Origin of the sequence: Aminobacterium sp. UBA4908 (assembly GCF_002398115.1) — a bacterium.
Lineage (GTDB): Bacteria > Synergistota > Synergistia > Synergistales > Aminobacteriaceae > Aminobacterium > Aminobacterium mobile.
Map to the genome: position 1 here is coordinate 413804 of NZ_DHCG01000002.1, position 24545 is coordinate 438348.

Genomic DNA, 24545 nt, shown 5'->3' on the forward strand with positions numbered 1-24545 from the left:
TACAAAGGAGGGACGCTAAGATGTCTATAGACGAGAGAAAAGCGGCTAAATGGGAAATGTTTCGTAAAGAAACTTTAGAAATAGCAGCAAAGCGCCTGAACGCCGATTTTGATCGCTATATTGGTTCCTTAACTGAACGGGCATGGAAACATGTCATGTCAGAAGGTGTTCTTAGCCCTGAAAAAGCAGAGGCGACTATGTGGAAGTTCTTCTCGGAAGATCAGAAGAACCGTTAGCTCTGTGTCTTGGCATACCTCCGCACATTTATTAATGTACATAAACCAGAAGGGGCCTCGTTGAGGCCCCTTCTGGTTTATTTCTACATTCCATATTCTATGCTTCTTATTATTCTTCTTCCTCTTCCTGCTTGTGCTCAGCAATAACCTTTTTCGCAACATCCCCCGGAACTTCCTCATAATGGTCGTACTCCATAGAGAATGTTCCTCGACCAGATGTCATGGAGCGAAGGACAATAGCGTATTTAAACATCTCCGCAAGAGGAACCTGGGCTCTCACGACCTGCAAGCGTCCGTGGCTGTCTATACCTAATATTCGGCCGCGACGACTGTTAAGGTCGCCCATAACATCACCAAGGTACTCTTCGGGAACTATAACTTCCACAACCATAATGGGTTCAAGAAGTACTGGGTTCGCTTCAAGAATTCCTTTCTTGAAAGACATGGATGCTGCAATTTTAAAGGCCATTTCAGAGCTATCCACTTCGTGATAGGAACCAAAGAAAAGCTCGGCCTGAAAATCTACCGTGGGGAATCCCGCTAAAGGACCTTTCGACAGAGCTTCTCTAAGCCCCTTCTCCACTGCGGGGATATACCCTTTGGGCACAGCACCGCCTACAATTTTATCTTCAAAAACAAACCCGGCTCCTCTCTCTAGGGGCAAGTAACGAATATGGACGTCTCCATACTGCCCACGGCCGCCAGTCTGCTTTTTATATTTCCCCTGAGCTTCAGCTTTTTTCCGTATTGTCTCTCTATAAGGAACCTGGGGCGTTTTCGTTTCGAGTTCAACTCCGTAACGCTCACGTATGCGAGAAAGAACAATATCTATATGCATGTCGCCCATACCCGACAAAACGTTATCGCCAGTTTCCGGGTTCTTTTCGAAGGTAAGGACTGGATCTTCCTCAAGAATTTTATGAAGGGCGTTGGAAAGTTTATCCTCATCAGCGCGGCTCTTGGCCAACACTGCAACGCTATAAACAGGTTTAGGGAAATTAATGGGGGGGAACTGGATATTCTGGCTTTTTACGCTTACTGTGTCGCCAACTTGGGTGCTATGAAGTTTCGGAATGGCTACAATATCACCCACAATAATTTCTTTTTCGTCTGTTCCATCTTTCCCCTTCATGAATTTAAAAGAGCTGATGCGCTCTTCTTCATCTCTATTCACGTCATAAAGAATTCCATCGCTGGCCAAGTGGCCTGAAAAAACTCTGATATACGAGAGCTTACCGACATAAGGGTCTACCATTACTTTAAAGCAAAGTCCTGAAAAGGGCGTATCCAGACTTGCCTGTATTTCTACTTCTTCTTCCCCTACCATAGCCTTTCTGTGATGAGACTCGAGGGGGGAGGGAAGCATATCCGCTAGAAAATCAAGGAGCTGGTGAGCACCGATATTGGCCGTTCCAGAGCCAGGGAGGATGGGGAAAATGTGCCGTTCTCGTATTGCCTTTCTTGCAGCAGCCATAAGTTCATCGCTGGATATTTCTTCCCCTTCCAGATACTTCATCATGAGTTCGTCGTCGGCTTCCACAATCGACTCTACAAGAGACTCTCTCAAAGAAGCCACTTCGTCAGCCATCCCTGAGGGAACATCACTTTCAGAGAAAGAACCTGAACCGTCATTTTTATAAAGGTACGCTTTCTGCTTCAGTATATCTACAAGACCATTGAAAGAAAGCTCTTCTCCTACTGGGAGAAAAAAAGGAGCTGCTTTTTCGCTCAACTGTTCTTTTATATCCGCTACAGTTCTAGAAAAATCAGAATTTTCACGATCGAGCTTACTTACAAAGAAAACTACAGGGATCTCAAAATCTTCTGCAAACTCAAAGGCCTTTCCAGTCTGCACTTCTACACCATGGAGACCGCTTACGACTGTTAATGCCGCGTCAGATACTCGCATAGCGGAACGCATCTCGCCTATAAAGTCAGCGAAACCTGGTGTGTCGAGAAGATAGAGTCTCTTGTTCTTACGATCCAAGGTTACCAGAGCGGTGTTGATAGAAATCTGCCGTTTCTGCTCTTCTGCACCAAAATCTGCAACGGTGTTGCCGCCTTCGATGGTCCCCATTCGGGAGATATCGCCGTTGGAAAAGAGCATAGCCTCCACCAAGGACGTCTTGCCGGCTCCACCGTGAGCTACAATGGCAATACTTCTGATGTCTTCAGGTTTGCGCGTTCCCATACCCTACTACCTCCTCAAATATGCCCCCTACTGCCACAGCGTTCAATGGCCAGCATTCAGGCTGTTTTATAGTCTTGAAATGATACTGTCTTATCTTACGCATAGCCGATTCGATAGTCAATAAAACAAAGGGCAGGGAACACATACCCTGCCCAAACACAACGCTATATTCCAAGCAATTTCTCAAGAACCGAAACAACATCCTTCGGATCCGCCTGCCCTCGAGCTTCTTTCATAACAAGCCCTTGGAGAAACTTCTTTTTCTTGCCCTTTTTGTCCTCTCCGCTTCGGATAACTTCCACCACATCACTATTGTTATCCAACACAGATTGAACCATCTCTTCAAGCTGAGCCCCTGTTATGCCGCCTTCCTGAACACCACAGGCCTCCATCGCCTTCTCCAAAGAGAGACGCCGGTCCACCATCGTGTCGAGAACTTCTCGAGCTGCCGTTGTAGAAATTTTATTATCATCAACTTTAGCGATAATCTTCGCTAAAATTTCAGGAGCTACAGGGAAATCAGCAAGCTCTATTTTCTTGTCGTTCAAAATTCTAAGCACTTCTGTCCTGACCCAATTCGCTGCTCGGGCAGGAGTCGCTCCAGCACGAACACAGGCTTCATAGAAGTCGGCAAGGGCCACATGTTCTGAAAGAATCATGGCGTCAACATCCGAAAGCTCATATTCTTTTTTGAACCGCTCCACTTTTTCCCATGGAAGCTCGGGCAATGTGCTCTTGATCTTCTCCACAAAACCTTTGGGAAGAATGAGAGGTGGCAAGTCAGGCTCAGGGAAATAGCGATAATCATGAGCCTCTTCCTTGCTTCTCGTCGCCATTGTCACTCCATCTACGTCGTTCCAATGGCGGGTCTCCTGAACAATAGTCTTCCCTTCAGCCAAAAGCTGGCTTTGACGTTTAAATTCATATTCCAAGGCCCGTTCCAAAGCCCGCAGGGAGTTGAGGTTCTTTACCTCGGCTCTATCGCCCCAACGACCGTCGGAACACTTCACCGATATGTTGGCGTCTACCCGCAACGAGCCCTTCTCCATATCGCCATCAGACACTTCAAGATATCTCACAAGCTGTCTGAGTCTTGATACATACTCTTTAGCCTCTGCTGCCGAACGAAGATCTGGTTCAGAAACTATTTCCGCCAGAGGAACGCCTCCCCTGTTATAGTCCACGAAAGACTGATCGGCTCCAGCCAGTCGGCCGTCTGTAGCTTCATGCACAAGCTTTCCGGCGTCTTCCTCCAGATGGAGACGTGTGATCCGTATCTTATGAGGGCCGCCTTCCTCAGTCGTTATCTCAACATACCCCTTCTCCGCTATGGGTAGGTCGTACTGGCTAATCTGATAGGCTTTAGGTAGGTCTGCATAAAAATAATTTTTACGATGGAACCGCGTGGCTTCCCGTATTGTGCAATTTAAGGCCAGACCAGCCCTTACTCCATATTCCACAGCTTTCCCGTTCAAGGAGGGGAGAGAACCAGGCAACCCAAGACAAGCCGGGCATACATTCGTGTTAGGAACCGCCCCAATATAATCCGTAGAGCAAGAGCAGAATATTTTTGTCTTCGTAGCGAGCTGCACGTGAATTTCAAGACCGATAACCGGGGTAAAAGTTAGTTTAGACATTAACGAGCACCTCCCTTGGCAATAGGAGCCGCACCAAAGGTTTTTTCATGAACAGATGCAATAGACAGAAGGCTCTCTTCCGCCCATCGCGGAGCTATGAACTGCATGCCTATGGGAAGACCTTCCGACGTATACCCTCCATTGAGGGAAAGAGCTGGGAGACCTGCCAAGTTCACTGGCAATGTAAAAACATCTGTCAGGTACATTTGTATTGGGTCATCTTCAAAGGAGCCCTTCTTGAAGGCAGGGGTCGGTGCTGTGGGCAACAAGACTGCGTCCACACTGCCAAATGCCGACTTAAATTCCTGGGTAATCAGCTGGCGAACCTTTTGAGCCACGAGATAGTAGGCATCATAATATCCCGAACTTAAGACATACGTACCTATAAGAATCCGGCGTTTTACTTCAGGGCCCAAGCCTTGAGCCCTTGTTTTCATGTAGAGGTCGATAAGAGAGTCAGCCTCTGTAGAAAGACCGTAGCGGACGCCGTCAAATCTCGCCAAGTTGGAACTGGCTTCAGCCGGCGCTAAAATATAGTAGCAGGCAAGCCCATACCCGATCGTAGTGGGGAGGGATATTTCCACTATCTCCGCCCCTGATTCTTTGCAGAAAGCCAAAGTTGTATCGAAGGTCGCGCGAATGTCCGGATGCAATGCATATCCTTCAAGCTCTTTAACCACGCCTATTTTTTTACCAGCTAATGACTCTGCGCAAAGAGCGCCCGTGTAGTCTGGCCGAGGGCGTCGGCTACAGGTGGAATCTCTTTCGTCGCTCTTTCCTATGGTATTGAGAATAAGAGCTATATCTTCCGCTGTTCGCGTAAAGGGGCCGATCTGGTCAAGGGAGGAAGCAAACGCTATGAGCCCCCATCGGCTTACAAGACCGTAGGTAGGTTTAAACCCATATACTCCGCAAAAAGAGGCAGGCTGACGAATAGACCCTCCTGTATCGCTTCCCAGGGCAAAAGGCACATACCCAGCCGCCACAGCCGCGGCACTTCCCCCAGAGCTTCCTCCTGGAACTCTCTCGTAATCCCACGGATTAGATGTTGGGCCGTAAATAGAGTTTTCTGTTGTGCCTCCCATGGCAAATTCATCGAGATTTGCTTTCCCCAAAAGCACGGCTCCCGCCTCGTTCAGAAAGTCAAAAACAGCTGCATTATAGGGGGGCTTCCACTGGCCAAGAATCTTGCTGGCACAAGTGGTAGGAATACCTCGAGTACACATATTGTCTTTCAAAACGAAGGGAACCCCTGCCAAAGGAGCCAGTTCTTTCCCCGCAGCCCGTGCCTCATCTATTTCTTTTGCCTTACATCGTCCCTCTTCTTCCGTGACCGTCAAAAGAGCAGATATGTGAGTCTCCAGAGACCGCGCCCGGTTCAGACACGCTTCAAAAACGTCGCTGGCAGAAAAATCGCCCGACGAAATACCTGAAGCAATTCGAGCAGCTGAAAGTTCATAGAGTTCCATCTTACTCCTCCTCTACTATCCGGGGGACTCTGAAAAAGTCTCCATGACGATAAGGAGCTTCGTTAAGAGCCTCTTCTCTCACGGAGCTGTCTATCTCTACATCTTCTCTCCAGGGAATCTCTTCATCTACCTTTAAGGCAAATGCATCTATACCCTGAAGATCCAGTTCGCTAAGTCGATTGAAGTAAGCCATAATTTTTTCAAAATGCTGATGCATGGCTTTAACCTCTTCTTCGCTGATCTCCAATCGGGCGAGCGCAGCTACATGCCTGATATCTTCTGCCTCGACAGCCATCATCAATCCTCCTATTTATCACCCACGTATGGGTGTATCATCTTCAAAAACTCATCTTCATCAATTACCGTAACCCCAAGTTCCCGCGCTTTTTGGAGCTTGCTGCCTGCCCCTGGCCCTGCCACAACTATAGAAGTTTTTCGACTGACACTCGAAGAAAAATCTCCGCCAAGTTTTTTAACAATACCTTCGGCATTGTCTCTCGTCATGGACTGAAGTTCACCTGTAAAGACAAAACGCTTCCCTTCAAAAGGGACAGGGCCCTCCTCTACCTCTTCCGCAACAGCCATAGTGACGCCCGCTTCTTCAAGGTGACGGAGCATCTCTTCGTTAGCCTTGTCATGAAAAAAAGCCCGGATAGACGCAGCTATCTTAGGACCTACCCCATCGATAGTGGAAAGCTCCTCTTCCGGCGTATTTCTGAGTTTCTCAATACTTCTAAAGTTATTCGCCAAAATATCGGCTACTTTCTGTCCTACAAGGCGAATGCCAAGGGCCGTCATAACCTGCGACAATGATCGGCTTTTAGATTTTTCAATAGCCTGAAGCAAATTTTCTACCGACTTGTTTCCCATGCGATTTAACGTCAGGAGATCGTCGCGGCGGAGAGCAAATAAATCGGCCATATTTCGGACCATCTGCCGTTCCACAAGCTGCGCTATCAATTTCGTTCCAAGCCCTCGAATGTCCATAGCAGCTCTCGACGCAAAATGAGCTATGCCTTCCCGGAGCTGGGCAGGACAAGACGCTCGGTTCGGACATCGCAGGGCCACCTCGCCGGGGATCCGCACCACAGGAGAACCGCAGGCTGGACAGGTTTCAGGCATGTTAAAAACTTTCTCTGAACCGTCCCTATCCTCTAAAACTACGCTAACAACTTCAGGTATTATCTCTCCTGCCTTACGAACCCGTACCCTATCGCTAACTCGAACATCTTTTCGCCGTATCTCATCTTCATTATGAAGACTCGCTCGCTTGACTATGCTCCCTGCCAAATGTACAGGTTCCAGATGGGCGACAGGAGTAAGAGTCCCTGTTCGCCCCACTGATACCTCGATTTCCAAGATACGACTCACTTTTTCTTCTGGCGGATATTTAAAGGCAACGGCCCATCGAGGAGCTTTCGCCGTTGTGCCTAAATCCTTCCAAAGACCCACCTGATTGACCTTTACCACCACTCCGTCGGTAGCATAAGGAAGATGGAAACGATTTTCTCGCCACTTTTCTATGAAGCCATCTACATCTTTTCGATCTTTACACACACACCAGGCCTTCTGTACGGGAAAACCTAAGCGGAGCAGCCACACTAAAATTTGTGACTGGTTCTCAAGGCCGTAGGCTTCTGGATCAATGAGGTGGTAAAGAAAAATCGAGAGTTTTCGTGACGCCGTAACAGAAGGATCCAGCTGCCTCAAACTTCCAGCCGCAGCATTTCTGGGGTTGGCAAAAAGAGGCTCCTCCGCCTCCTCTCGCTCCTCGTTCAAAGCAGCAAACTGTTCCCTCGTCATTAACACCTCGCCACGGACTTCCAGACGCCCGGGAATTGCTTCTCGTAATTTAAGGGGGAGAGAGCGAATTGTCCGCAAATTAGCCGTTACATCTTCGCCAATCCGGCCATCTCCACGAGTTGCCCCTCGAACAAAAACTCCATCTTCGTAAAGAAGAGAAACGGCAAGACCGTCTATCTTAAGTTCACAAATATACTCCAGACCGGCAAGCCCCAGCGCTTCAGAAACTCGATCAAAGAAAGGCCATAGCTCCTCTTTCGATAGCGCGTTATCGAGACTTAAAAGTGGAGATTCATGAACTACTTTTTCAAACCGGTCAAGAGCAGCCCCTCCCACTCTGTGTGTAGGAGAGTCTGGATCGTCGAACTCTGGAAACAGCTCTTCTAGATGGACCAGCTCTTTAATGAGGCTGTCATACACATCGTCTTCAACAACAGGGCTGTCAAGTACATAATAAAGATATGCGTGATGATTAAGTTCGTCACGAAGGGCTTCTATTCGTTTCCTCGCTTCTTCACGATCCACCAAAAGAGCCTCCTTTATGCTTTCGGGCGCATGGTGGGGAAAAGAATGACATCCCTTATAGACTTGGAATCCGTCAGGAACATAACAAGTCTGTCGATACCAATCCCAAGGCCGCCAGTGGGAGGCAAACCATATTCTATTGCATTAATAAAATCTTCGTCAAAGACGTGAGCTTCTTCGTCCCCCGCTTCCTTCTTCCGCAGCTGATCGAGGAATCGCTCCCGTTGGTCTATAGGATCGTTGAGCTCACTGAAGGCATTGGCTACTTCAGACCCACAGATGAAAAGTTCAAAACGATGAGTGTAATCAGGGTTCTCGGGATCGCGCTTCGCCAATGGGGAAATTTCAGTAGGATGCCCTATAACAAAAGTAGGTTGAATCAGTTTGTCTTCAACAAAAGTCTCGAACATTTCGTTCAAGACCCCAAAACGGCTCTCCGTCCCCTTCAACTCTACTCCATGGGCAGTCCCTATCCGCCGTGCGTCTTCATCGTTCGTAATAGTATTAAAGTCCACGCCAGCATATTCCTTCACTAAATCAAGCATTGTAGCCCTTCGGAAAGGCTTGCCGAAATCCAATTCTACGCCCTGATAATTCACTGTCATATCTCCTACGGCAAGAGCGGCATTGCGAATAATTTCTTCCGTAAGATCCATCATGTCATTATAATCGGCATAGGCCCAATACACTTCCATAGCGGTGAATTCGGGGTTGTGCATTGTGTCGATTCCTTCGTTCCTGAAATTTTTACCAATTTCAAAAACTCGGCCATACATACCCACAATTAACCGCTTTAAGAAAAGCTCCGTAGCTATTCTCAGGTACATTTCCACTCCTAAAGCGTTATGGAAGGTTTTAAAGGGACGGGCATTCGCACCCCCCGCCAAAAGTGAGAGGATGGGAGTTTCCACTTCAAGGGTTTCATGATCTGTCAACGTTTTTCTTATAGAGGCAATAATCGCTGATCGTTTCCTGAAGTTTTCCCGCACATCTGGGTTCACCATAAGGTCAAGGTAGCGCTGACGGTAGCGAACCTCCGTATCTTTAAGCCCATGCCATTTTTCCGGAAGCGGGCGAAGGGATTTAGAGAGCAGCGTACATTTTGTAACCAATAAGGTCAATTCTCCGCGACGAGTTCTAAAGGGATATCCTACGATTCCTACAAAATCTCCGCTATCCACCCATTTCTTAGCAAACTCGTAGGATTCTTCTCCCATTGCATTAAGCTGGAAATAAAGCTGCATCGTATCCGTTTCATCTTGCAGATTGGCAAACATGGCCTTCCCATGCTTGCGCAAAGTCATAATTCGACCAGCTACCTTGAGACGTACTTCTTCGTCACTCTGGTCTATCTCCAAATGGTCAAAACGTTTACGTACCGCACTTAAAATATCCTCTCGATTCCACCGCTCAACGAGGTACGGATTATATCCTTCTTCCTCTTTTAACCTTTCAAGTTTGTCTTTCCGCTGACGGAATATTTCCTCTTCGGGAAGAGCTGTCTGATCTGTCTTCGTATCTACATTGGCCGACACATTACTTCTCTCCTTTCAAGATAGTGCCCGCAGCTGCCCATCAGTTGTTTCATTTCCTTCCAGCCGTGAATGCCGGCGCTCTCCCGTCGGAATTCAGCTATTCCTGGGGTTCCTTTAAACATACCTGAGAGAAGCCGCTTTACTAATATTTCAGCCAGTCTTGGACTGGTCTCTTCTGCAATATGATCCCCCAATTCAACCATCATGGATATTTTTAAATCAATGGAGGGACATAACAATCTATTATCCACCGAAAAGCCCAAAGCTGCCAGTGTTTGAGGGAAGATAAAGGGATCTTTCAGTGCTCCTCGGGCAATAAAAACCGTAACACACCCTGCTTCGAGATACTTTTCTACGTCTTCTACCGAAAAAACATCTCCACTCGCGCTTATATACCCGGGGAAAGAATGGGCTATTTCAGCTATTTTTTCTCTATTTGCCGTTCCAGAATATCGCTGTGCAGGAGTCCGACCATGGAGACATATATTATCAGCACCTGCACGAAGAAGTTCCTCACAAAAATAAGATGTCGAATATGGTAAAAACTCGGGACATATTCTTATTTTTACCCACACTGGCAGGCCCATTTTTTTCAGTTCCTCCACCATGGATACAGCCTTGTCGGGGAACTCAAGTAATCGGGAACCCGCCCCTTTTTTCAACACTTTCGGCATAGGGCATGCCATATTAATGCCTAGGGCTGCGAAGCGGTCTGGAGCATTATGAAGGGCCTTCTCTGCTCCTCGAACTAACGTTTCCACATCCCCTGCAAAAAGCTGTAAGATTGTGGGCTGCTCGCCAGGACAAATAGAGAGCATACGAGACGTCTTCTCATTCTCCCGTATCAGTCCGGAACAACTCACCATTTCTGTATGGACAGCCGCGGCTCCAATTTTTTTAAAAAAGAGCCTGAGCGGCGGAATTGTTACGCCAGCTAGAGGGGCCAAAATAAGAGGAGAATCCAGGGGAATTCCTCCTATAGTTCGTAGTCCTCCAAAGGTTTTATTCTTTACTTGGCACGTTTCTTTCATATATAATACGCAATCCTTCCAAAGTAAGCCACGGATCAACTTTCCCTATCACTTCTGATATTTTTCCTATAGCTTCTGAATGGCCTCCAGTAGCAACTACGAGACACGTCTCACCCAACGCCTCCCATATCTTGCGGGCTAAGAAATCGACAAGTCCGGCATTCCCATAAATGATCCCCGACTGAATAGATTCCATCGTATTGTTCCCAATAACACAAGAAGGCGCTTCGAGAGATACTTGGGGCAGTTTCGCAGTACGGCCAAAGAGAGCCTCCATTCCGGAAATAAGCCCCGGTGAAATTGTTCCGCCAAGATAGGCGCCATCTTTCGACAAAACATCAAGAGTAATGGCCGTACCGAAATCCACCACAATCAAGGGCGCTCCATAACGAGCCTTTCCTGCCACCGCATTCACAAGACGGTCGGCACCTACTTCCAGAGGCGCTCCATAACGAACTTCCATGCCGAGATCTAATTTTGAAGAGACCTTGACACAATCTAAATGAAAATAATTATAAATTCCCTCTCGTATGGCCACATCCAAAGCTGGAACAACGCTCGATAATATAGCTCCTTTTATATTCTCTGGTTTAATTCCAGCTATGTTCAGCAAGTTAAGGAGATAAATGCCTATCTCATCAGAGGTATGACGTTCTGAAATAAGCCGCCAGTGAGCCAAAAGCTCCTCCCCTTTATATATACCCACTACCGTTGTGGTATTTCCTACATCCAGGACTAACAGCATGCCACTGCCTCCTCCCAAATATCTATGTGTCTCTCGGTTTTTTCTTTTAATAATATTTTATCTCCATAACAGTATGGAAAAAAGTTGCCATGATAAAGCGACTGACATCGTTCTCTTCCATGAAAGGGAAAGAGCCCGACCTGTGATCATGGGAAGCATCCCAAAGGCCAATATGTCCCATAACGGATTCCAGGTCGCTCTCCACGGGACAAGGGTTGCCAGAAAATCAGCAACATATTCCCAGAGGATAAAAAGACCCTCAGCTCCATATGCCACCCATCTTCCTCCCGGAATACCCGCAAGGGCTGGCAAAGCCATAAGGGACGCGAAAGGATAAAGAAAACCAAATACAGGCCCGGCTATAGGGTTGATCAAAAGGCCAGCTAACGGAACTGATCCAAAGATCGTGGCTACCAAAGGGAGAGTGGTCCCCCAAATCAAAGGCCCTACAGAAAGCAGCCAACCACGAGTAAGATTACGTTCCAGAGCCGCAGCAATAATATAGGCTGCAAGCACAGATAACCGCCACCCCAGATCCCAAAACCACCACGGCCGCCAGAGCAGTAATAGGAGGCCTGCCAGGGATACTGAATTTAAAGGGCGTACCGGACGGCCACGAACGTGACCTAAAAGAGCTATCTGCATCATTAATGCTGCCCTCACAGCACTTGCGGCAGCTCCTGTTAAAAAAACATAAAGCCACAAAAATAGAGACGTCCCCCAGACGTGTCCCTTACTGCGACGAAGAAGGAGGGAGATCCCCCCGGCAAAAATAGCTACATGGAATCCGGAAACAGCCAGCAGATGGCTCGTTCCCCACCGCTCATGGAAAGATTTTAGTTCTGGATCTTTCATGCCTGTCCATGCTGCCAAAAGATACGCTCGCGTACGGGATGGCAATGTCAACAGGATACTCTTCGAAATAAGATTTCGCCACCGAGCCACATGAAACCAAGAACACCGCCCAACAACGGTAAGACGAGCAGGCATTATCTCTCCCACAGCTCCCCGAGCCCGCCAATAGAGATCTTCCCTAAAAGAGCCCTTATCTGAATGGGGCAAGGAAAGAATTCGTCCCTCCATCTCCACTTTCTGGCCAGCGACAAGTTCTTTTCGAGGGGAGACCTTTGCTAAAAAGATCCCTTTCGGAGTTTTCACAAGCGCCGCTCTCCGTCCTCCCCAGGAACGTTCTGAGACTATATACCCCTTCCATTTGCCATATTCCTGCGGTAAGAACGTAGTGGAAATTGGTACTCGTCGGCAAATAACAAGGGAGGCTAGAGCCGTAATAGCCATAATCCCACCAAAAAAAGCCCAATATCCCGGAGACCTGTCAACAGTCCAACAAAGAATAAGAGCTCCCGCAGAAAGCACGGACAAAAGGGGGAGAAGGGGCAGAGATACACCAAGATCCTGTGCAATAAGAGCCACACAAACTCCAGCAAAGGGGCAAAGAACTGGAGCTCTCCCAAGAACTGTCATGGAGAAACCGTTACAAGGGGACGAATTTTCTCGAACTTCACCGGCCCTATACCTCGAACTCGTAATAAATCTTCTACACATGTAAAAAGTCCACTTGCCTCTCGATAGGCAATTATGGATGCTGCAGTGCTGGGGCCTACTCCAGGCAACACTGTTAATTCCTGTTCTGAGGCCCGATTAATATCGATTTTCTTCTGATTAGAAGGAGCTAATCCCCCCAAAGAAGCCGCGGGTGTCTGCTCTTCCTCCGTTTTTTCACTTTGAGAGGGAATATGGATATGCATTCCATCTTCAAGGCGAGTTGCCAAATTAACTTTTTCAGGATCTGCCGCCGATGAAAAGCCACCTGCCAGGTCTACCACATGGTAAAAACGAGAGCCTGGCGCTACGTGATAAACTCCAGGTTTCTGAACGCAGCCCGTGATATAAACAACCCACTCTTCCCCCGGAACAGCGGAATGCACTCCTTCGAGATCCTCTCGATCTGTAAGATCCCGTACATCTTTTTTCTCTACTGAAAGGGGAAGTGGCCCCGCAACTACTGTGGGAGCACCGGCCTGCCAACGTCCTGAAAAAGTAACGATTAACAAGCCTGCAAGGAGGAGACAGAGTATTCCTCCCGCAAAAAAAAGTAGAGCCTTCCCTTGATCTCTAGTCAACGACGTCCAGCACCTCTCCGTAAAGACACCAATTTTCTGCCCCGGTAATAACCACCTTAGCAAAGTGACCTATAAGGTTTTGGGGCCCTTCGATGATAACCACTTTATCGGAAGGAGTTCGACCTTGCACTAACCCCGCCCCTTTCGGAGCTTTATCGTCTATGAGAAGCACATATTCTTTCCCCACACAGCCACGGTTAATGTCTGCGGCTATAGAAGATTGAAGATCGTTTACCATATTCAACCGCTCCATTTTTACCTCTTGTGGAATCTGGTCTTCCATATCAGCGGCAACAGTCCCCTCCCGTGGAGAATAGGCCGCCGTATGAACGAGATCGTAACGGAATTCCTTCAGAGCAGCGATAGACGCTTGAAAATCCTCTTCCGTCTCCCCTGGGAACCCCACAATCAAATCGCTCGTCAAGCCTACTTCTGGAAGGGCTGAACGAATAAGAGAGACCGTTTCACGATATTGGGCAAGAGAATACTTTCTGTTCATAAGCTGCAAAACACGGTCGCTCCCCGACTGGATAGGTAAATTAATCGACGGACATATTTTTGCAGGATTTTCCGCCATAACATCCACAATGTCTTTTGTGAAATCCTTTGGATGGGATGTGACAAAGCGAATGAGGGGCAAGGTTTCTATGGCCGCCACATCTCGCAGAAGAGACGAGAAGGTGTATCCGTTCTTAAAATCCTGACCATAGCTGTTTACATTCTGTCCCAAAAGAGTCACTTCCTTGACGCCATCTGAGACAAGTCCACGAACTTCTTCCAGTATAGCCTGAGGAGGTCTGGAAACAAAACGGCCTCTCACGTAGGGAACTATGCAGTACGTACAAAAATTATCACAGCCATGAGCTATGGTTACATAGGCCTTCCAGGGATTAACCCGTTCTATCGGCGGGACGTTCAAATCCACAAAAGCCCGTGGATCCTCGTCGAGAAGAACAACTCTTTCTCCCTTCATAACCCGGGCCACACCATCAGGCAACTCCCCTATATGACGAGGCCCCCCCACAAGACGCACCCATGGGAAACGCGCCATCATAGCGGAACCTAGACGCTGGGCAATACATCCAGTTACAGCTACATAAGGTTTCTGTTGAGAGTCCCACTGCTCGCCATATCGCCCCAGTTCGCTCCAAACCTTATGCTCCGCTTTAGCCCGTATGCTACAACCATTAAAAATCACCAGATCAGCCTTTTCTTCAGGAACTTCCACCCATCCCTGCTGAATTAAGGCCGTTCGCAACTTATCGCCGTCGTAAACATTCATTTGACAGCCGTAAACTTTTAAAGTAAAACCGTACACAAAAACTCCTCCCGAAGAAGCTATTCTTATTTTTCTACATCTGTCCAATTGAAAAATCATAACATGTTTTTGTCAACTGTGCTTTTCCAAAAAATCCTTTCTTTTTCTTTAAAAGGAAGGAATAATCTACCCCACTATGAGTTGACCTTGTTGTACAAGGAAGAGAGTGCCCTCAAAACTTCCTGTTTTACACTATTCTGCGTAAAAACAACCAACAAAAAATATATGACAAAACCCCCAGTAGTTGTACAATATATAAAGAGTTGTCAGAAAGTTGGCGAAGGGGGGACTTTCATTGACAGATCTAAATGTAGTGTTGCCTTCTGACGACACCAACCGGGGCGAGAGAGACACTGATGTCATACTCTCTTCCTATCCCAGAGAACCTCGTTTTCTGCTGCCTATTCTGCAAGACATACAAAAAGCTTTTCGTTATCTGCCTATCTCTGCCATGAAAAAAACAGCAGCGTATCTCAATATTCCAGAAAGCCGTGTTTATAGTATGGGGACTTTCTACAAAGCCTTCAGCTTGACTCCCCGAGGGGAAAAGACTATCCGAATTTGTGGCGGAACAGCCTGTCACTTGCGAGGGGGAGCTTTCATTCTCCGCGAAGTGGAAAAAAGATTGAATATTTCAGTAGGAGAGACAACGCCAGACAGACGCTTTACATTAGAGACAGTAAACTGCCTTGGCGCTTGTGCTTTGGCGCCTGTCATTATGGTCAATGAAAAAGTCTACGGGCAAATGACGCCTGCCTTAGTCGCAACCATGCTGGAGGAGATGGACCATGAAATTCCTTCAACCTGCTGATCTTGAGAGCTACTGCCAGTTGCTGCAACAACAAAAAAAAGAAAAGTGCACAATGCCATGTGTACGTATATGTTTTGGAACCGGCTGTCTGGCCAACGGGAGTCAAAAAGTATATGAAGCCTTCAAAAAAGAGGCTTTGGAGAGGGGATTATGTCTCCAGGTGGATATTTCTGTTAACTCCACTGGTTGCCACGGATTCTGCGAGCACGGCCCCCTCGTCTCTGTGGAGCCTGGAAATATTTTTTACCAGAAAGTTCGCCCGGAAGACGTTCCGGAAATCGTGGAAGAAACAATTCTGAAAGGGAATGTTGTTAAGCATCTGCTCTACCGAGATCCTAATACCAAGAAATTCGCTATTTCTGATAAAGATGTTCCTTTCTATGCTCATCAAACTCGTATCGCCCTTCGTCATTCAGGAGCAATCAACCCCGAAAAAATTGACGATTATATTGCCGTCGGGGGCTATAAAGGCCTCGCCAAAGCGCTGTCCATAACTCCACTGCATATTGTGCAAACTATCATAGATTCCGGACTGAGAGGGCGTGGCGGAGGGGGATTTCTCACAGGAAGAAAATGGCAAGCCGCCCGAAACGCAGAAGATCCCCTTCGTTATGTTGTAGCTAACGGAGATGAAGGGGATCCGGGAGCTTTTATGGACCGAAGCCTTATGGAAGGAGACCCATACTGCATTATAGAAGGTATGACTATTGGCGCCTTTGCCATTGGAGCACAGAAAGGGTTTATATATGTGCGAAACGAGTACCCTCTCGCTGTAAAGCACTTGGGAATGGCCATACGCGACGCAAGAGAAGCAGGATTGCTGGGTAAAAATATTCTGGGATCGGGCTTCTCTTTCGACATAGAACTCTACCGGGGAGGGGGGGCTTTTGTATGTGGAGAATCTACAGCCCTCATGGCCTCTATCGAAGGACGTGTAGGTGTTCCCCGAGTTAAATACATCCGATCCACTGAAAAAGGGCTTTGGGGTCATCCCACCGTGCTGAATAATGTGGAGACATGGGCAAATGTCCCAGCCATTATAGATAAAGGCGTATCCTGGTTCCGCCAATATGGAACGGAGGCAAGTCCTGGAACCAAAATTTTTTCCCTCGTTGGAAAAATAAAAAATAGCGGACTTGTAGAGGTCCCCATGGGAACCCCCCTCCGCTCCATTATTTTCAATATAGGCGGAGGCATTCTCAAAAATCGCTCCCTCAAAGCCGTCCAGACAGGCGGCCCTTCTGGAGGGTGCATTCCAGAATCCCTATTGGACCTCCCTGTAGACTTCGATCGCCTTGCAGGGGTGGGGTCTATGATGGGATCTGGCGGAATGATCGTTATGGACGATCACACATGTATGGTAGATGTAGCCAGATACTTTATTGATTTTTTAGTTACAGAGTCTTGCGGGAAATGTGCCCCTTGCCGAGAGGGGCTTGTGGAAATGCAAACCATCCTCCATCGCCTCACAGAAGGACGAGGAGAAAAGGGAGATACGTCGCGTCTCAAAACCATTGCCCAGTTTCTGCCTGACACGGCCTTGTGCGGATTGGGGAAGACTGCATCCAACCCAGTTTTATCTACCCTTCGGTACTTTCCCGAAGAATATGAAGAGCATGAAAATCAACACTTTTGCCGGGCTGGTGTCTGTAGCAGAATGTATACCCCTTCAATCATACGAAGCAAATGTATTGGATGTGGGGCCTGCCAGGCAAATTGCGTAGCTTCAGCTATTACGGGTAAAGATCGGGACATTCGAGTTATCCATGCTGATAAATGCATTACGTGCGGCACTTGTCTGGACATGTGCCGGTTTAATGCCATACACATATCCCCCGTACACGAAGAGTGTGCAGCCACAGCAAAAGGGAGGGATAAATCATGATCTCCGTAACGTTTAATGGGGCCCCCTTCCATGTCGCTCCTGGAACCACTATCCTTGAGGCAGCAACCATGGCTCATATCCCTATCCCCACCCTCTGCTTTCATCCGGGGCTTCCTCCTGATGGGAATTGCCGCCTCTGTTCAGTAGAGGTCATTCATCGTGGACGAAGAAACGTAGTAATGGCCTGTTCCTACCCCATTACCACAGAAAGGTTGGAGATTTATACCGATACGGAAAAAATTCGGAACCTGCGGCGTTTCGTCCTGTCTCTCTTTATAAAAAAAACTCCTCATACGCCAGATCTACTGGCTCTTTGTTCTCAATACGATCTTGAAGTGCCTCAAGAAACAACAGAAGCAGCGACTCCTAACTGTATCCTATGCGGCCTCTGCGTCCGGGCCTGCGAAACAGAAGGTGTGGGATGCCTGGACTTCAGCCATCGTGGCCACTTACGAGAAGTGGGCCCCGCCTTCCATGCATCTCCTGAAGACTGCACAGGATGTGGTGCTTGTGCAGAAGTTTGTCCTACCGGTTTTATAAAAAAGATAGATACGCAGGAAATGCGCACGCTATGGGGCAAAACCTTTCAGCTCGTCCAATGTCAATCATGTGGTAAGGCTTTCGCTACACAAGAGCAGATACAAGCAGCAACATGCCTGCAAATGAATCAAAAGCTACAGGAACATGTTGGAATATATTGTCCTTCATGCCTTCGAAAAATGGAAGCAAGGGCTATGGCCCTTCTCGAAACAGCAAAAGAATAACGGGGATTCCGTGCTGATCATTTTTGAATGGAGGGGGAAAAGAAAATGATGAAAGTACTGCTCATTTCGCCAGATCGTTGTATTGGATGTGGCAGTTGTGAAGTAGCCTGCTCCTTGTCACAAGAAGGGGAATGTCGTCCAGCCTTGGCTCGAATCAAAGTCTTTCGATTCGACCTCGGAGTACATGTCCCGTTGACCTGTTTGCAATGCGAAGATGCTCCGTGCGCTTCTGTTTGCAGAACAGGCGCTCTGGAAAAAGATCCTCAATCTGGGGTCATCAAGGTACACTCTGAACGGTGTATTGGATGTCGTATGTGTGTGATAGCCTGTCCCTTCGGCAATATTTCCTATAGTCCTGAAGGGAAAAGTGCTTTTAAATGCACGGAATGTGAAGGCGATCCTCAGTGCGTACGATTCTGTCCCACCGAAGCTCTTCAGTACGTACCAGCGGAAAAGGATAATCTGGAAAAGAAACGGGCCTATGCTGCCAAATTTGCAGCGATAGAAGAAGAGGTGAGACAATAATGTACGGATGGATGGGGAAAGTATTGCGCATTGACCTCTCTCGCAGAACCTATTCTTTCGAGCCTCTCCAGGTAGAAGACGCCCATAACTACATTGGAGCGAGGGGGTTAGGAACTAAATATTACATAGATGAAGTGCCCCCTTCAATAGACCCTCTCAGCCCAGAGAACAAATTGATTTTCGCAACTGGCCCCCTTACCGGCACACTCTCTACGTCCTCAGGCCGATATGATGTGGTGACTAAGGGTCCTCTCACAGGAACCATCGCCGCCTCTAATTCTGGCGGTTTCTGGGGTCCCGAGCTCAAATATGCAGGTTTCGATATGATCATTCTGGAGGGGAGAGCTTCTGCTCCTGTCTACATCTATATTTATAACGATAACATAGAAATTCGAGACGCAGCGAAACATTGGGGGAAAGATGTTCATACAGTTACTGACGATCTTCTCAACGAGACCGACTCGGAAGCCAAAGTAGCCTGTATCGGCCCTGCCGGAGAAAATCTCGTAAAGTTCGCCTGCATTATGAACGAAAAGGATAGGGCTGCAGGCCGCTCGGGAGTTGGCGCGGTTATGGGTTCTAAAATGGTGAAGGCTATTGTCGTGAGAGGAACGAAAGGCGTACAGGTTGCCCATAGAGACAGAGTCTTTGAAACTGTCGCGGCAGCTCGAAAAAAACTTAAGGATCACCCTGTCACTTCTGGAGGCTTGCCCACTTTTGGCACCAATGTTCTCGTAGGCATCATCAATTCTGCTGGTGGCTTGCCTACCCGAAACTTTCAGGAGGCCGTTTTTGAAGGGGCCGATCGCGTAAGTGCCGAAACTTTCAATAAGGAAAATCTTATTACCAACAAAGGATGCATGGGATGTGCTGTTGGATGCGGGCGAGTCGCCAAAAGCGGGGGCGCCTATATCGGCCAAGGTGAAGGTCCTGAATATGAAAGCACATGGTCTTTTGGTCCAGCGTGTGGAATTGACGATTTGGATGCCATAGTAAAAGCTAATTTTATCTGCAATGAACTGGGGATGGACACTATCACTCTGGGATCAACAATAGCTTGTGCCATGGAACTTTACGAGATGGGAGTCCTCTCACGAGATCAGACTGGCTGGGATCTTCGCTTCGGCAATGCGGAAGCCATGGTTCGCCTTACCGAGGATACGGCATATCGGCGAGGGTTTGGAGACGAAATAGCAGAAGGGTCATGGAGGCTTGCTGAAAAATATGGACATCCAGAACTTTCCATGACTGTAAAAAAGCAAGAGATGCCAGCATACGACCCCCGCGCTCTTCAAGGAATGGGCTTAGAGTACGCCACTTCTAATCGAGGCGGCTGTCACGTTCGAGGCTATCTGACATCCCCGGAAATTCTCGGCGCTCCCGAAAAAATAGACCCTGAAGAAACAGAGAACAAACCCGTATGGTTGAAAGCTTTTCAAGATCTCACAGCAGCTCTGGATTCTTCTGGCATGTGCCTTTTTACTACCTTCGCCCTTGGTGCCGGAGATATAGCCCCTCAACTCGCCGCCGTGACTGGCGTAGATTACACGGAAGAAACCTTTATGAAAGCCGGCGAAAGGATCTGGAACCTCGAGCGAATTTTCAATTTGAAGGCAGGCCTTTCCGAAACAGACGATACTCTTCCACCGCGGCTCCTCTATGATCCTATCCCTGAAGGTCCCATGAAAGGGCGCGTCAATCGTCTTCATGAAATGCTCCCACTCTACTATGAAACAAGAGGCTGGGACGAAAACGGGGTCCCTACAGAGAGGAAAGTCAAAGAGCTTGGCTTAGCAAGATATCTGTAGAGCACTTGTGATTCACGGAGGGGCCTTCGGGCCCCTTTTTTCATTTCCTAAATTACCGTACAATGTATTTGAGTATATGCGAAACTATAAGAAAGTAGGGGTTCGCCATGAAAATTTTGTTCATAGCTCCATCCGCCAGGAGGATGTGGGAAACGATACTACTACTCTTTCTCTCCATTTTTCTTTTCGTCGGAAAAGGATGGGCTCTGCCATCTGCCCTTCCAGACTTGGATGGATGGACAAGCGGTTCTCTTTTTTCGAAAGAACTAGTAGATTCTTCTAAGAGTCATGGCATATGGCTTCAGCGGACATACCTTGCTCCCGGCGGGAGACGTTTGGAAATAAATCTTCTCTCCGGCCCTGGCGCAGGAGACCTTTACATACCGCAAAAAGACGTTGAAAAAGATGATCGCCCTCTTGGATTCGGCGCCACATATCGCACTCTCACTGTGGGGAAATACAGGGCATTGCTTGAAGTCTATCCACATGTAGGGCCCGCTCTTTCCGTGCAGCTTCCTCAGCAAACCACATTGAACCTTGAAAGTAAAAATCTCACAGAGGCGGAGCTTTTAGATATTGCTCAACATATCATCTCAGAAATAGAGAACGATTTATAAAGCCACCATACATGTTCACAATTCAAAAACAGTGGATTTTTTCTGCATGAAAAAGCCCCCGACAGCTTCTGCCAGGGGCTTTACCTTTGTCTTTCAATGCACGCTTGTGTAAAGAAAACTTTATTCTCTCTTCTATGCGCCTACTCCGTTACCACTACTCTTCTACCCACTTTTTCTCCAGTTCATCAAGGGCACCAGACTCTTTGAGATCTGCGAGGACCTTGTTGACAGCCTCTGCAAACGTCGGATCGTCTTTCCGCATGGCAAGAGCCATACCTTTATCGATTCGAAGCTGCATAACAACTTTAAGCTTCCCTATAAAATCTTTATTCTCTTTTAAATTTTCCTTCGTCACTGTTCCGTCTATAACTGCGAAATCGGCCCGCCCAAGAAGAACTTCACGAAAAGCATCGTCAGTCTTAGAGAATCTCTTGACTTCTTTCAAATCAAGCTTCGATACGTATTCATCCTGGATAGTCCCCATCTGAACCGTAGCTATCTTCCCTAAAAGGTCTTCTTCTTTAGTGATGTTTTCAACTTCTGTCTTCACTGTTACAGCGGAAGGGGTAATATAATAAACATCGGAAAAAGCCACTCTTTTAGCTCGCTCCGGCGTAGCGCTCATCCCGGCAGCTATAATGTCGATCTTCTTTGTCAAAAGAGAGGGAATAAGAGAATCGAAAGAAGCGTCAACTATCTTTACTTCTTTTCCCAATTTCTCTGCGATCATATTGATCAGATCAATATCAAAGCCAACAACCTCGTTCTGAACATTGCGGAACTCGAAGGGCCGGAATGTGGACTCTGTCCCCACAACTATTACATCTTTATCCAATACAGACTCAGCCATAGCACCTGAAGTTCCCACAAAAAGCAACAGCAGCGAAAGACACATTACAAACCATTTTTTCATTATTATTGATCCTCCTCTTTTAAACACTAGTTCCATGAAATAAAAAATAGTAACCAATGTTCATTACTGGATCATTATAAAGATATGGAGGAAGATGTCAAGAAAAAAAGAGAGGGGAAATGTTTAGCTCCCTAAAAGTTGGCACTCAACACAACGTTGGGGGCGTATTTCATATCCCTCTCTTTTCCCTTTTCTTTAAACAAGCCGAAAAACTATTCTTCTGGCTCGAACATATCCTTCCCTACAGCACAAACGGGACACACCCAATCTTCAGGAAGATCTTCGAAAGCTGTTCCCGGTTCAATTCCGCCATCAGGGTCTCCCTCTGCAGGGTCATACACATACCCACATACTGTGCAGACATATTTTTCCATATGGTCCCCCTCCTTAAAAATGGAGTTTCAGAATTCACGTTCATTATATCTATGGCCTTATTAAAAAAGCAACTTGGAATAAGTCCATCCCTCCCCAAACTCCATTCTTTTCGAACTAAAGAACTGCTAATTCTTGCTGAAGATCGCCAGATATCCGCTCTGCTCCTGTTTCTGTAATAAGGTAATCGTCTTCAATACGCATACCGCCAACGCCAGGGAAGTAGACGCCAGGCTCTACTGTTACCACATCGCCAACCTGAAGAATATCATGAGAGAGAGGAGATAGCCTTGGATTTTCATGAATTTCAAGGCCAAGAGCATGGCCGAGGCCATGAGAGAATTGCTCCCCATACCCCTCTTCGACAATAATTCGACGTGCGATAGCATCAATATCTCGTCCACTCACGCCAGGTTTCAAGGCCAGTGCAGCTTCTCTGTGAGCTCGAAGCAATAGGCTCTCGATTTCTCTGGCCTTCTCATTGGGAGCTCCCAAACAAAAGTTCCTTGTAATGTCAGAAAGATACCCGTTCACCATGGCTCCAAAATCTACAGTCACCCAATCCCCGCTCTGAAAGGCCTTGTCGGTAGGTGCTCCATGGGGCAGTGCGCTACGAGCGCCAGAAGCCACTATAAAGTTATGGTTCCCCCACCCGCCCTCTGCTCCAAGTTTCTTAACTGTATATTCAAGAAGGGCCTCGAACTCTTTTTCTGTCATGCCCAAAGACACGTGCCCCAAAACCTCCCGATATGCATCGCTGGCAATCTGTCCAGCCTTTCGAATAGAGTCTACCTCTGAGGAATCTTTTGTTCTGCGTAGAAGAGGCAGGATAGAGGAGGTATCATACCACTCTACAAGAGACATAATAGCGCTCATTTTCTCAAAATTTCTAATGGAGACTATATCTTTTTCCACACCGATTCGATGACATTTTTGATCCTTTAAAAGCTCACATACAGCTTCAAGCATCGTGCGAGATCCCTGCGTCACTAAAGTATAGGGTGACTGTTCCGAAGCCTGAGAAAGATAGCGCCCGTCAGTAATGAGGAATGCGTCCTTTTCAGTTACCACCACCCCGGAACTGCTTCCCCTGAAGCCAGAAATGTAATAGACACTCTGCCAGTTGGCTCCTTCAGAAACCATCAAAACAACGGCATCAAGCCCCATAGAGTTCATCTGTTGTCGTAAACGCTCTGTCCTATTGAGAACATTGTCCGTTATCACGAAATCCCTCCTATTTATAAATCCAGCAGCCGCCAAAGTTCCTCTGTGGTGTCGAAACGACAATTTCCAGGCCCTTCTACTACGGTGCCTATAAAGGCTGATGGAATATTCCGTTTTTCAAATCGCTTCAAAGCCGTAGATATATGCTCTTCTGGAACAACCACTACAAGAACACCAGAAGATATGAGATGAAAAATATCGAACTGAAGAGTTTTGTGTACTTTTCGGGTAAGAGGGTGCACCAGTATCGCCTCTGCCTGAAGTTCCAGCCCCAGACCACTTAAACGGCAAATTTCTGCAAGCCCTCCGAAAAGACCTCCTTCTGTAGGGTCGTGCATAAAGCGGGCCAAATCACGGACTGTCTGTGCATCCTCAAGAATAGAAACAGATGAGAGCCATGAAGCTACTGTCTCTATCTCTGAAGTTGAAAGCACTCTCTGTAACAGATCTGGTCTGTCATGGGCAAGAATAGACATGCCTTCAAGGCCCGCATGTTTCGTCATAATAACCCCATCTCCAGGACGAATATCTGTAGCACGGTAAAGATATGAGGTTGGACCTAGCATTGTTCCTACTATTACAGGTTTTTTATAGCGGTCGGTAAACTCCGTATGTCCGCCTATAACCGCAATCCCCAACTCCTTACATGCCGTATCTATTTCTTCCATTACCGACGTCGCAAAAGGGAGTCCCATCTCTACCGGTATAATGAGAGTAACAATAAAATAGGCCGGATCCCCTCCCTTACATGCTATATCATTAGCATTGATATGAACCAGGAACGTCCCGGCCCCCGTCGTAGCTCCCACTATAGGATCAGACGCCACTGCCAGTAATTTCCCTTCCGGGAAACGGATGAGGGAGGCATCTTCTCCTATGCCAGGACCCACGAGAACGTCGGGGCGAAAGGCTCCGGAGTATTGCAATATGTGGCGTTCGAGAATATCTGGAGGAAGCTTGCCCACTGATAATGGCTTGCCTTCACTCTCCATGGA

Annotated in this window: 22 protein-coding genes; 7 read left to right on the top strand and 15 right to left on the bottom strand. The window is 47.4% G+C overall.

Annotated elements, in window-relative coordinates:
* The first annotated feature begins 20 nt into the window (after positions 1–20).
* Entirely contained in the window at positions 21–236 is a 216-nt protein-coding gene (locus B4J50_RS02880; protein WP_024821897.1) for a hypothetical protein, read from the top strand.
* A gap of 109 nt (positions 237–345) precedes the next feature.
* On the opposite strand, the gene fusA is transcribed toward B4J50_RS02880, so the two are convergent.
* The 11 genes from fusA to miaB form a co-directional block, all read right to left on the bottom strand.
* Positions 346–2427, bottom strand: coding sequence for an elongation factor G (gene fusA, locus B4J50_RS02885; RefSeq protein ID WP_286847472.1), 2082 nt, complete (start codon positions 2425–2427; stop codon positions 346–348).
* A gap of 164 nt (positions 2428–2591) precedes the next feature.
* Positions 2592–4064, bottom strand: coding sequence for an Asp-tRNA(Asn)/Glu-tRNA(Gln) amidotransferase subunit GatB (gatB, locus tag B4J50_RS02890; protein WP_286847469.1), 1473 nt, complete (start codon positions 4062–4064; stop codon positions 2592–2594).
* Complete coding sequence (gene gatA, locus B4J50_RS02895; RefSeq protein WP_286953914.1) at positions 4064–5533, bottom strand: Asp-tRNA(Asn)/Glu-tRNA(Gln) amidotransferase subunit GatA; 1470 nt, start codon at positions 5531–5533, stop codon at positions 4064–4066. The genes gatB and gatA overlap by 1 nt, the downstream gene beginning before the upstream one ends.
* 1 nt (position 5534) lies before the next feature.
* Positions 5535–5831 carry an Asp-tRNA(Asn)/Glu-tRNA(Gln) amidotransferase subunit GatC gene (gene gatC, locus B4J50_RS02900; RefSeq protein WP_024821893.1) on the bottom strand — a complete coding sequence of 99 codons (297 nt, stop codon included), beginning with the start codon at positions 5829–5831 and terminating at the stop codon, positions 5535–5537.
* Positions 5832–5839: 8 nt separating this feature from the next.
* Positions 5840–7861 carry an NAD-dependent DNA ligase LigA gene (gene ligA, locus B4J50_RS02905; protein WP_286953916.1) on the bottom strand — a complete coding sequence of 674 codons (2022 nt, stop codon included), beginning with the start codon at positions 7859–7861 and terminating at the stop codon, positions 5840–5842.
* A 14-nt stretch (positions 7862–7875) separates the two neighbouring features.
* Positions 7876–9396: a lysine--tRNA ligase gene (gene lysS, locus B4J50_RS02910; RefSeq protein ID WP_286847461.1), complete on the bottom strand. Its 1521-nt coding sequence runs from the start codon at positions 9394–9396 to the stop codon at positions 7876–7878.
* Entirely contained in the window at positions 9381–10427 is a 1047-nt protein-coding gene (locus tag B4J50_RS02915) for a tRNA dihydrouridine synthase (RefSeq protein ID WP_024821890.1), read from the bottom strand. The genes lysS and B4J50_RS02915 overlap by 16 nt, the downstream gene beginning before the upstream one ends.
* Positions 10399–11172: a type III pantothenate kinase gene (locus B4J50_RS02920; RefSeq protein ID WP_024821889.1), complete on the bottom strand. Its 774-nt coding sequence runs from the start codon at positions 11170–11172 to the stop codon at positions 10399–10401. Before B4J50_RS02920 ends, B4J50_RS02915 begins: the two co-directional genes overlap by 29 nt.
* 57 nt (positions 11173–11229) lie before the next feature.
* Complete coding sequence (locus B4J50_RS02925) at positions 11230–12654, bottom strand: ComEC/Rec2 family competence protein (protein WP_286847458.1); 1425 nt, start codon at positions 12652–12654, stop codon at positions 11230–11232.
* A complete protein-coding gene (locus B4J50_RS02930) occupies positions 12651–13313 on the bottom strand; it encodes a helix-hairpin-helix domain-containing protein (protein WP_286847456.1) in 663 nt (220 codons plus the stop codon). The genes B4J50_RS02925 and B4J50_RS02930 overlap by 4 nt, the downstream gene beginning before the upstream one ends.
* Positions 13306–14631, bottom strand: coding sequence for a tRNA (N6-isopentenyl adenosine(37)-C2)-methylthiotransferase MiaB (gene miaB, locus B4J50_RS02935; RefSeq protein WP_024821886.1), 1326 nt, complete (start codon positions 14629–14631; stop codon positions 13306–13308). Before miaB ends, B4J50_RS02930 begins: the two co-directional genes overlap by 8 nt.
* Before the next feature lie 295 nt (positions 14632–14926).
* Between miaB and B4J50_RS02940 the strand changes: the two genes are divergently transcribed.
* The 6 genes from B4J50_RS02940 to B4J50_RS02965 all read left to right on the top strand — a co-directional run bounded on the left by B4J50_RS02940 (position 14927) and on the right by B4J50_RS02965 (position 21041).
* Entirely contained in the window at positions 14927–15442 is a 516-nt protein-coding gene (locus B4J50_RS02940; RefSeq protein WP_245587080.1) for a complex I 24 kDa subunit family protein, read from the top strand.
* A 52-nt stretch (positions 15443–15494) separates the two neighbouring features.
* Positions 15495–17327 (top strand): NADH-ubiquinone oxidoreductase-F iron-sulfur binding region domain-containing protein, encoded by a 1833-nt coding sequence (locus tag B4J50_RS02945; RefSeq protein WP_349677300.1) that lies wholly within the window; start codon positions 15495–15497, stop codon positions 17325–17327.
* Complete coding sequence (locus B4J50_RS02950; protein WP_286847449.1) at positions 17324–18091, top strand: 2Fe-2S iron-sulfur cluster-binding protein; 768 nt, start codon at positions 17324–17326, stop codon at positions 18089–18091. The genes B4J50_RS02945 and B4J50_RS02950 overlap by 4 nt, the downstream gene beginning before the upstream one ends.
* 45 nt (positions 18092–18136) lie before the next feature.
* Entirely contained in the window at positions 18137–18616 is a 480-nt protein-coding gene (locus B4J50_RS02955; RefSeq protein ID WP_024821882.1) for a 4Fe-4S dicluster domain-containing protein, read from the top strand.
* Positions 18616–20424, top strand: coding sequence for an aldehyde ferredoxin oxidoreductase family protein (locus B4J50_RS02960; protein ID WP_024821881.1), 1809 nt, complete (start codon positions 18616–18618; stop codon positions 20422–20424). The genes B4J50_RS02955 and B4J50_RS02960 overlap by 1 nt, the downstream gene beginning before the upstream one ends.
* Before the next feature lie 107 nt (positions 20425–20531).
* Positions 20532–21041, top strand: coding sequence for a hypothetical protein (locus tag B4J50_RS02965; protein ID WP_156923335.1), 510 nt, complete (start codon positions 20532–20534; stop codon positions 21039–21041).
* A 154-nt stretch (positions 21042–21195) separates the two neighbouring features.
* On the opposite strand, the gene B4J50_RS02970 is transcribed toward B4J50_RS02965, so the two are convergent.
* From B4J50_RS02970 to B4J50_RS02985, 4 genes are all read right to left on the bottom strand, one after another.
* Positions 21196–21954, bottom strand: coding sequence for a transporter substrate-binding domain-containing protein (locus B4J50_RS02970; protein ID WP_024821879.1), 759 nt, complete (start codon positions 21952–21954; stop codon positions 21196–21198).
* 212 nt (positions 21955–22166) lie between these two features.
* Positions 22167–22328: a rubredoxin gene (rd, locus tag B4J50_RS02975; protein ID WP_084043867.1), complete on the bottom strand. Its 162-nt coding sequence runs from the start codon at positions 22326–22328 to the stop codon at positions 22167–22169.
* Positions 22329–22443: 115 nt separating this feature from the next.
* Positions 22444–23550 (bottom strand): M24 family metallopeptidase, encoded by a 1107-nt coding sequence (locus B4J50_RS02980; protein ID WP_024821878.1) that lies wholly within the window; start codon positions 23548–23550, stop codon positions 22444–22446.
* A gap of 14 nt (positions 23551–23564) precedes the next feature.
* The gene (locus B4J50_RS02985) at positions 23565–24542 is read right to left on the bottom strand and encodes an AIR synthase family protein (protein WP_024821877.1); all 978 of its coding nucleotides are present in this window, start codon (positions 24540–24542) and stop codon (positions 23565–23567) included.
* Positions 24543–24545: the final 3 nt, after the last annotated feature.

Coding starts and splice junctions, on each gene's coding strand:
- B4J50_RS02880 (WP_024821897.1), top strand. CDS start 21: ATGTCTATAGACGAGAGAAAAGCGGCTAAATGGGAAATGTTTCGTAAA.
- fusA (WP_286847472.1), bottom strand. CDS start 2,427: ATGGGAACGCGCAAACCTGAAGACATCAGAAGTATTGCCATTGTAGCT.
- gatB (WP_286847469.1), bottom strand. CDS start 4,064: ATGTCTAAACTAACTTTTACCCCGGTTATCGGTCTTGAAATTCACGTG.
- gatA (WP_286953914.1), bottom strand. CDS start 5,533: ATGGAACTCTATGAACTTTCAGCTGCTCGAATTGCTTCAGGTATTTCG.
- gatC (WP_024821893.1), bottom strand. CDS start 5,831: ATGATGGCTGTCGAGGCAGAAGATATCAGGCATGTAGCTGCGCTCGCC.
- B4J50_RS02915 (WP_024821890.1), bottom strand. CDS start 10,427: ATGAAAGAAACGTGCCAAGTAAAGAATAAAACCTTTGGAGGACTACGA.
- B4J50_RS02920 (WP_024821889.1), bottom strand. CDS start 11,172: ATGCTGTTAGTCCTGGATGTAGGAAATACCACAACGGTAGTGGGTATA.
- B4J50_RS02925 (WP_286847458.1), bottom strand. CDS start 12,654: ATGACAGTTCTTGGGAGAGCTCCAGTTCTTTGCCCCTTTGCTGGAGTT.
- B4J50_RS02945 (WP_349677300.1), top strand. CDS start 15,495: ATGCCATGTGTACGTATATGTTTTGGAACCGGCTGTCTGGCCAACGGG.
- B4J50_RS02950 (WP_286847449.1), top strand. CDS start 17,324: ATGATCTCCGTAACGTTTAATGGGGCCCCCTTCCATGTCGCTCCTGGA.
- B4J50_RS02955 (WP_024821882.1), top strand. CDS start 18,137: ATGATGAAAGTACTGCTCATTTCGCCAGATCGTTGTATTGGATGTGGC.
- B4J50_RS02960 (WP_024821881.1), top strand. CDS start 18,616: ATGTACGGATGGATGGGGAAAGTATTGCGCATTGACCTCTCTCGCAGA.
- B4J50_RS02965 (WP_156923335.1), top strand. CDS start 20,532: ATGAAAATTTTGTTCATAGCTCCATCCGCCAGGAGGATGTGGGAAACG.
- B4J50_RS02970 (WP_024821879.1), bottom strand. CDS start 21,954: ATGAAAAAATGGTTTGTAATGTGTCTTTCGCTGCTGTTGCTTTTTGTG.
- rd (WP_084043867.1), bottom strand. CDS start 22,328: ATGGAAAAATATGTCTGCACAGTATGTGGGTATGTGTATGACCCTGCA.
- B4J50_RS02985 (WP_024821877.1), bottom strand. CDS start 24,542: ATGGAGAGTGAAGGCAAGCCATTATCAGTGGGCAAGCTTCCTCCAGAT.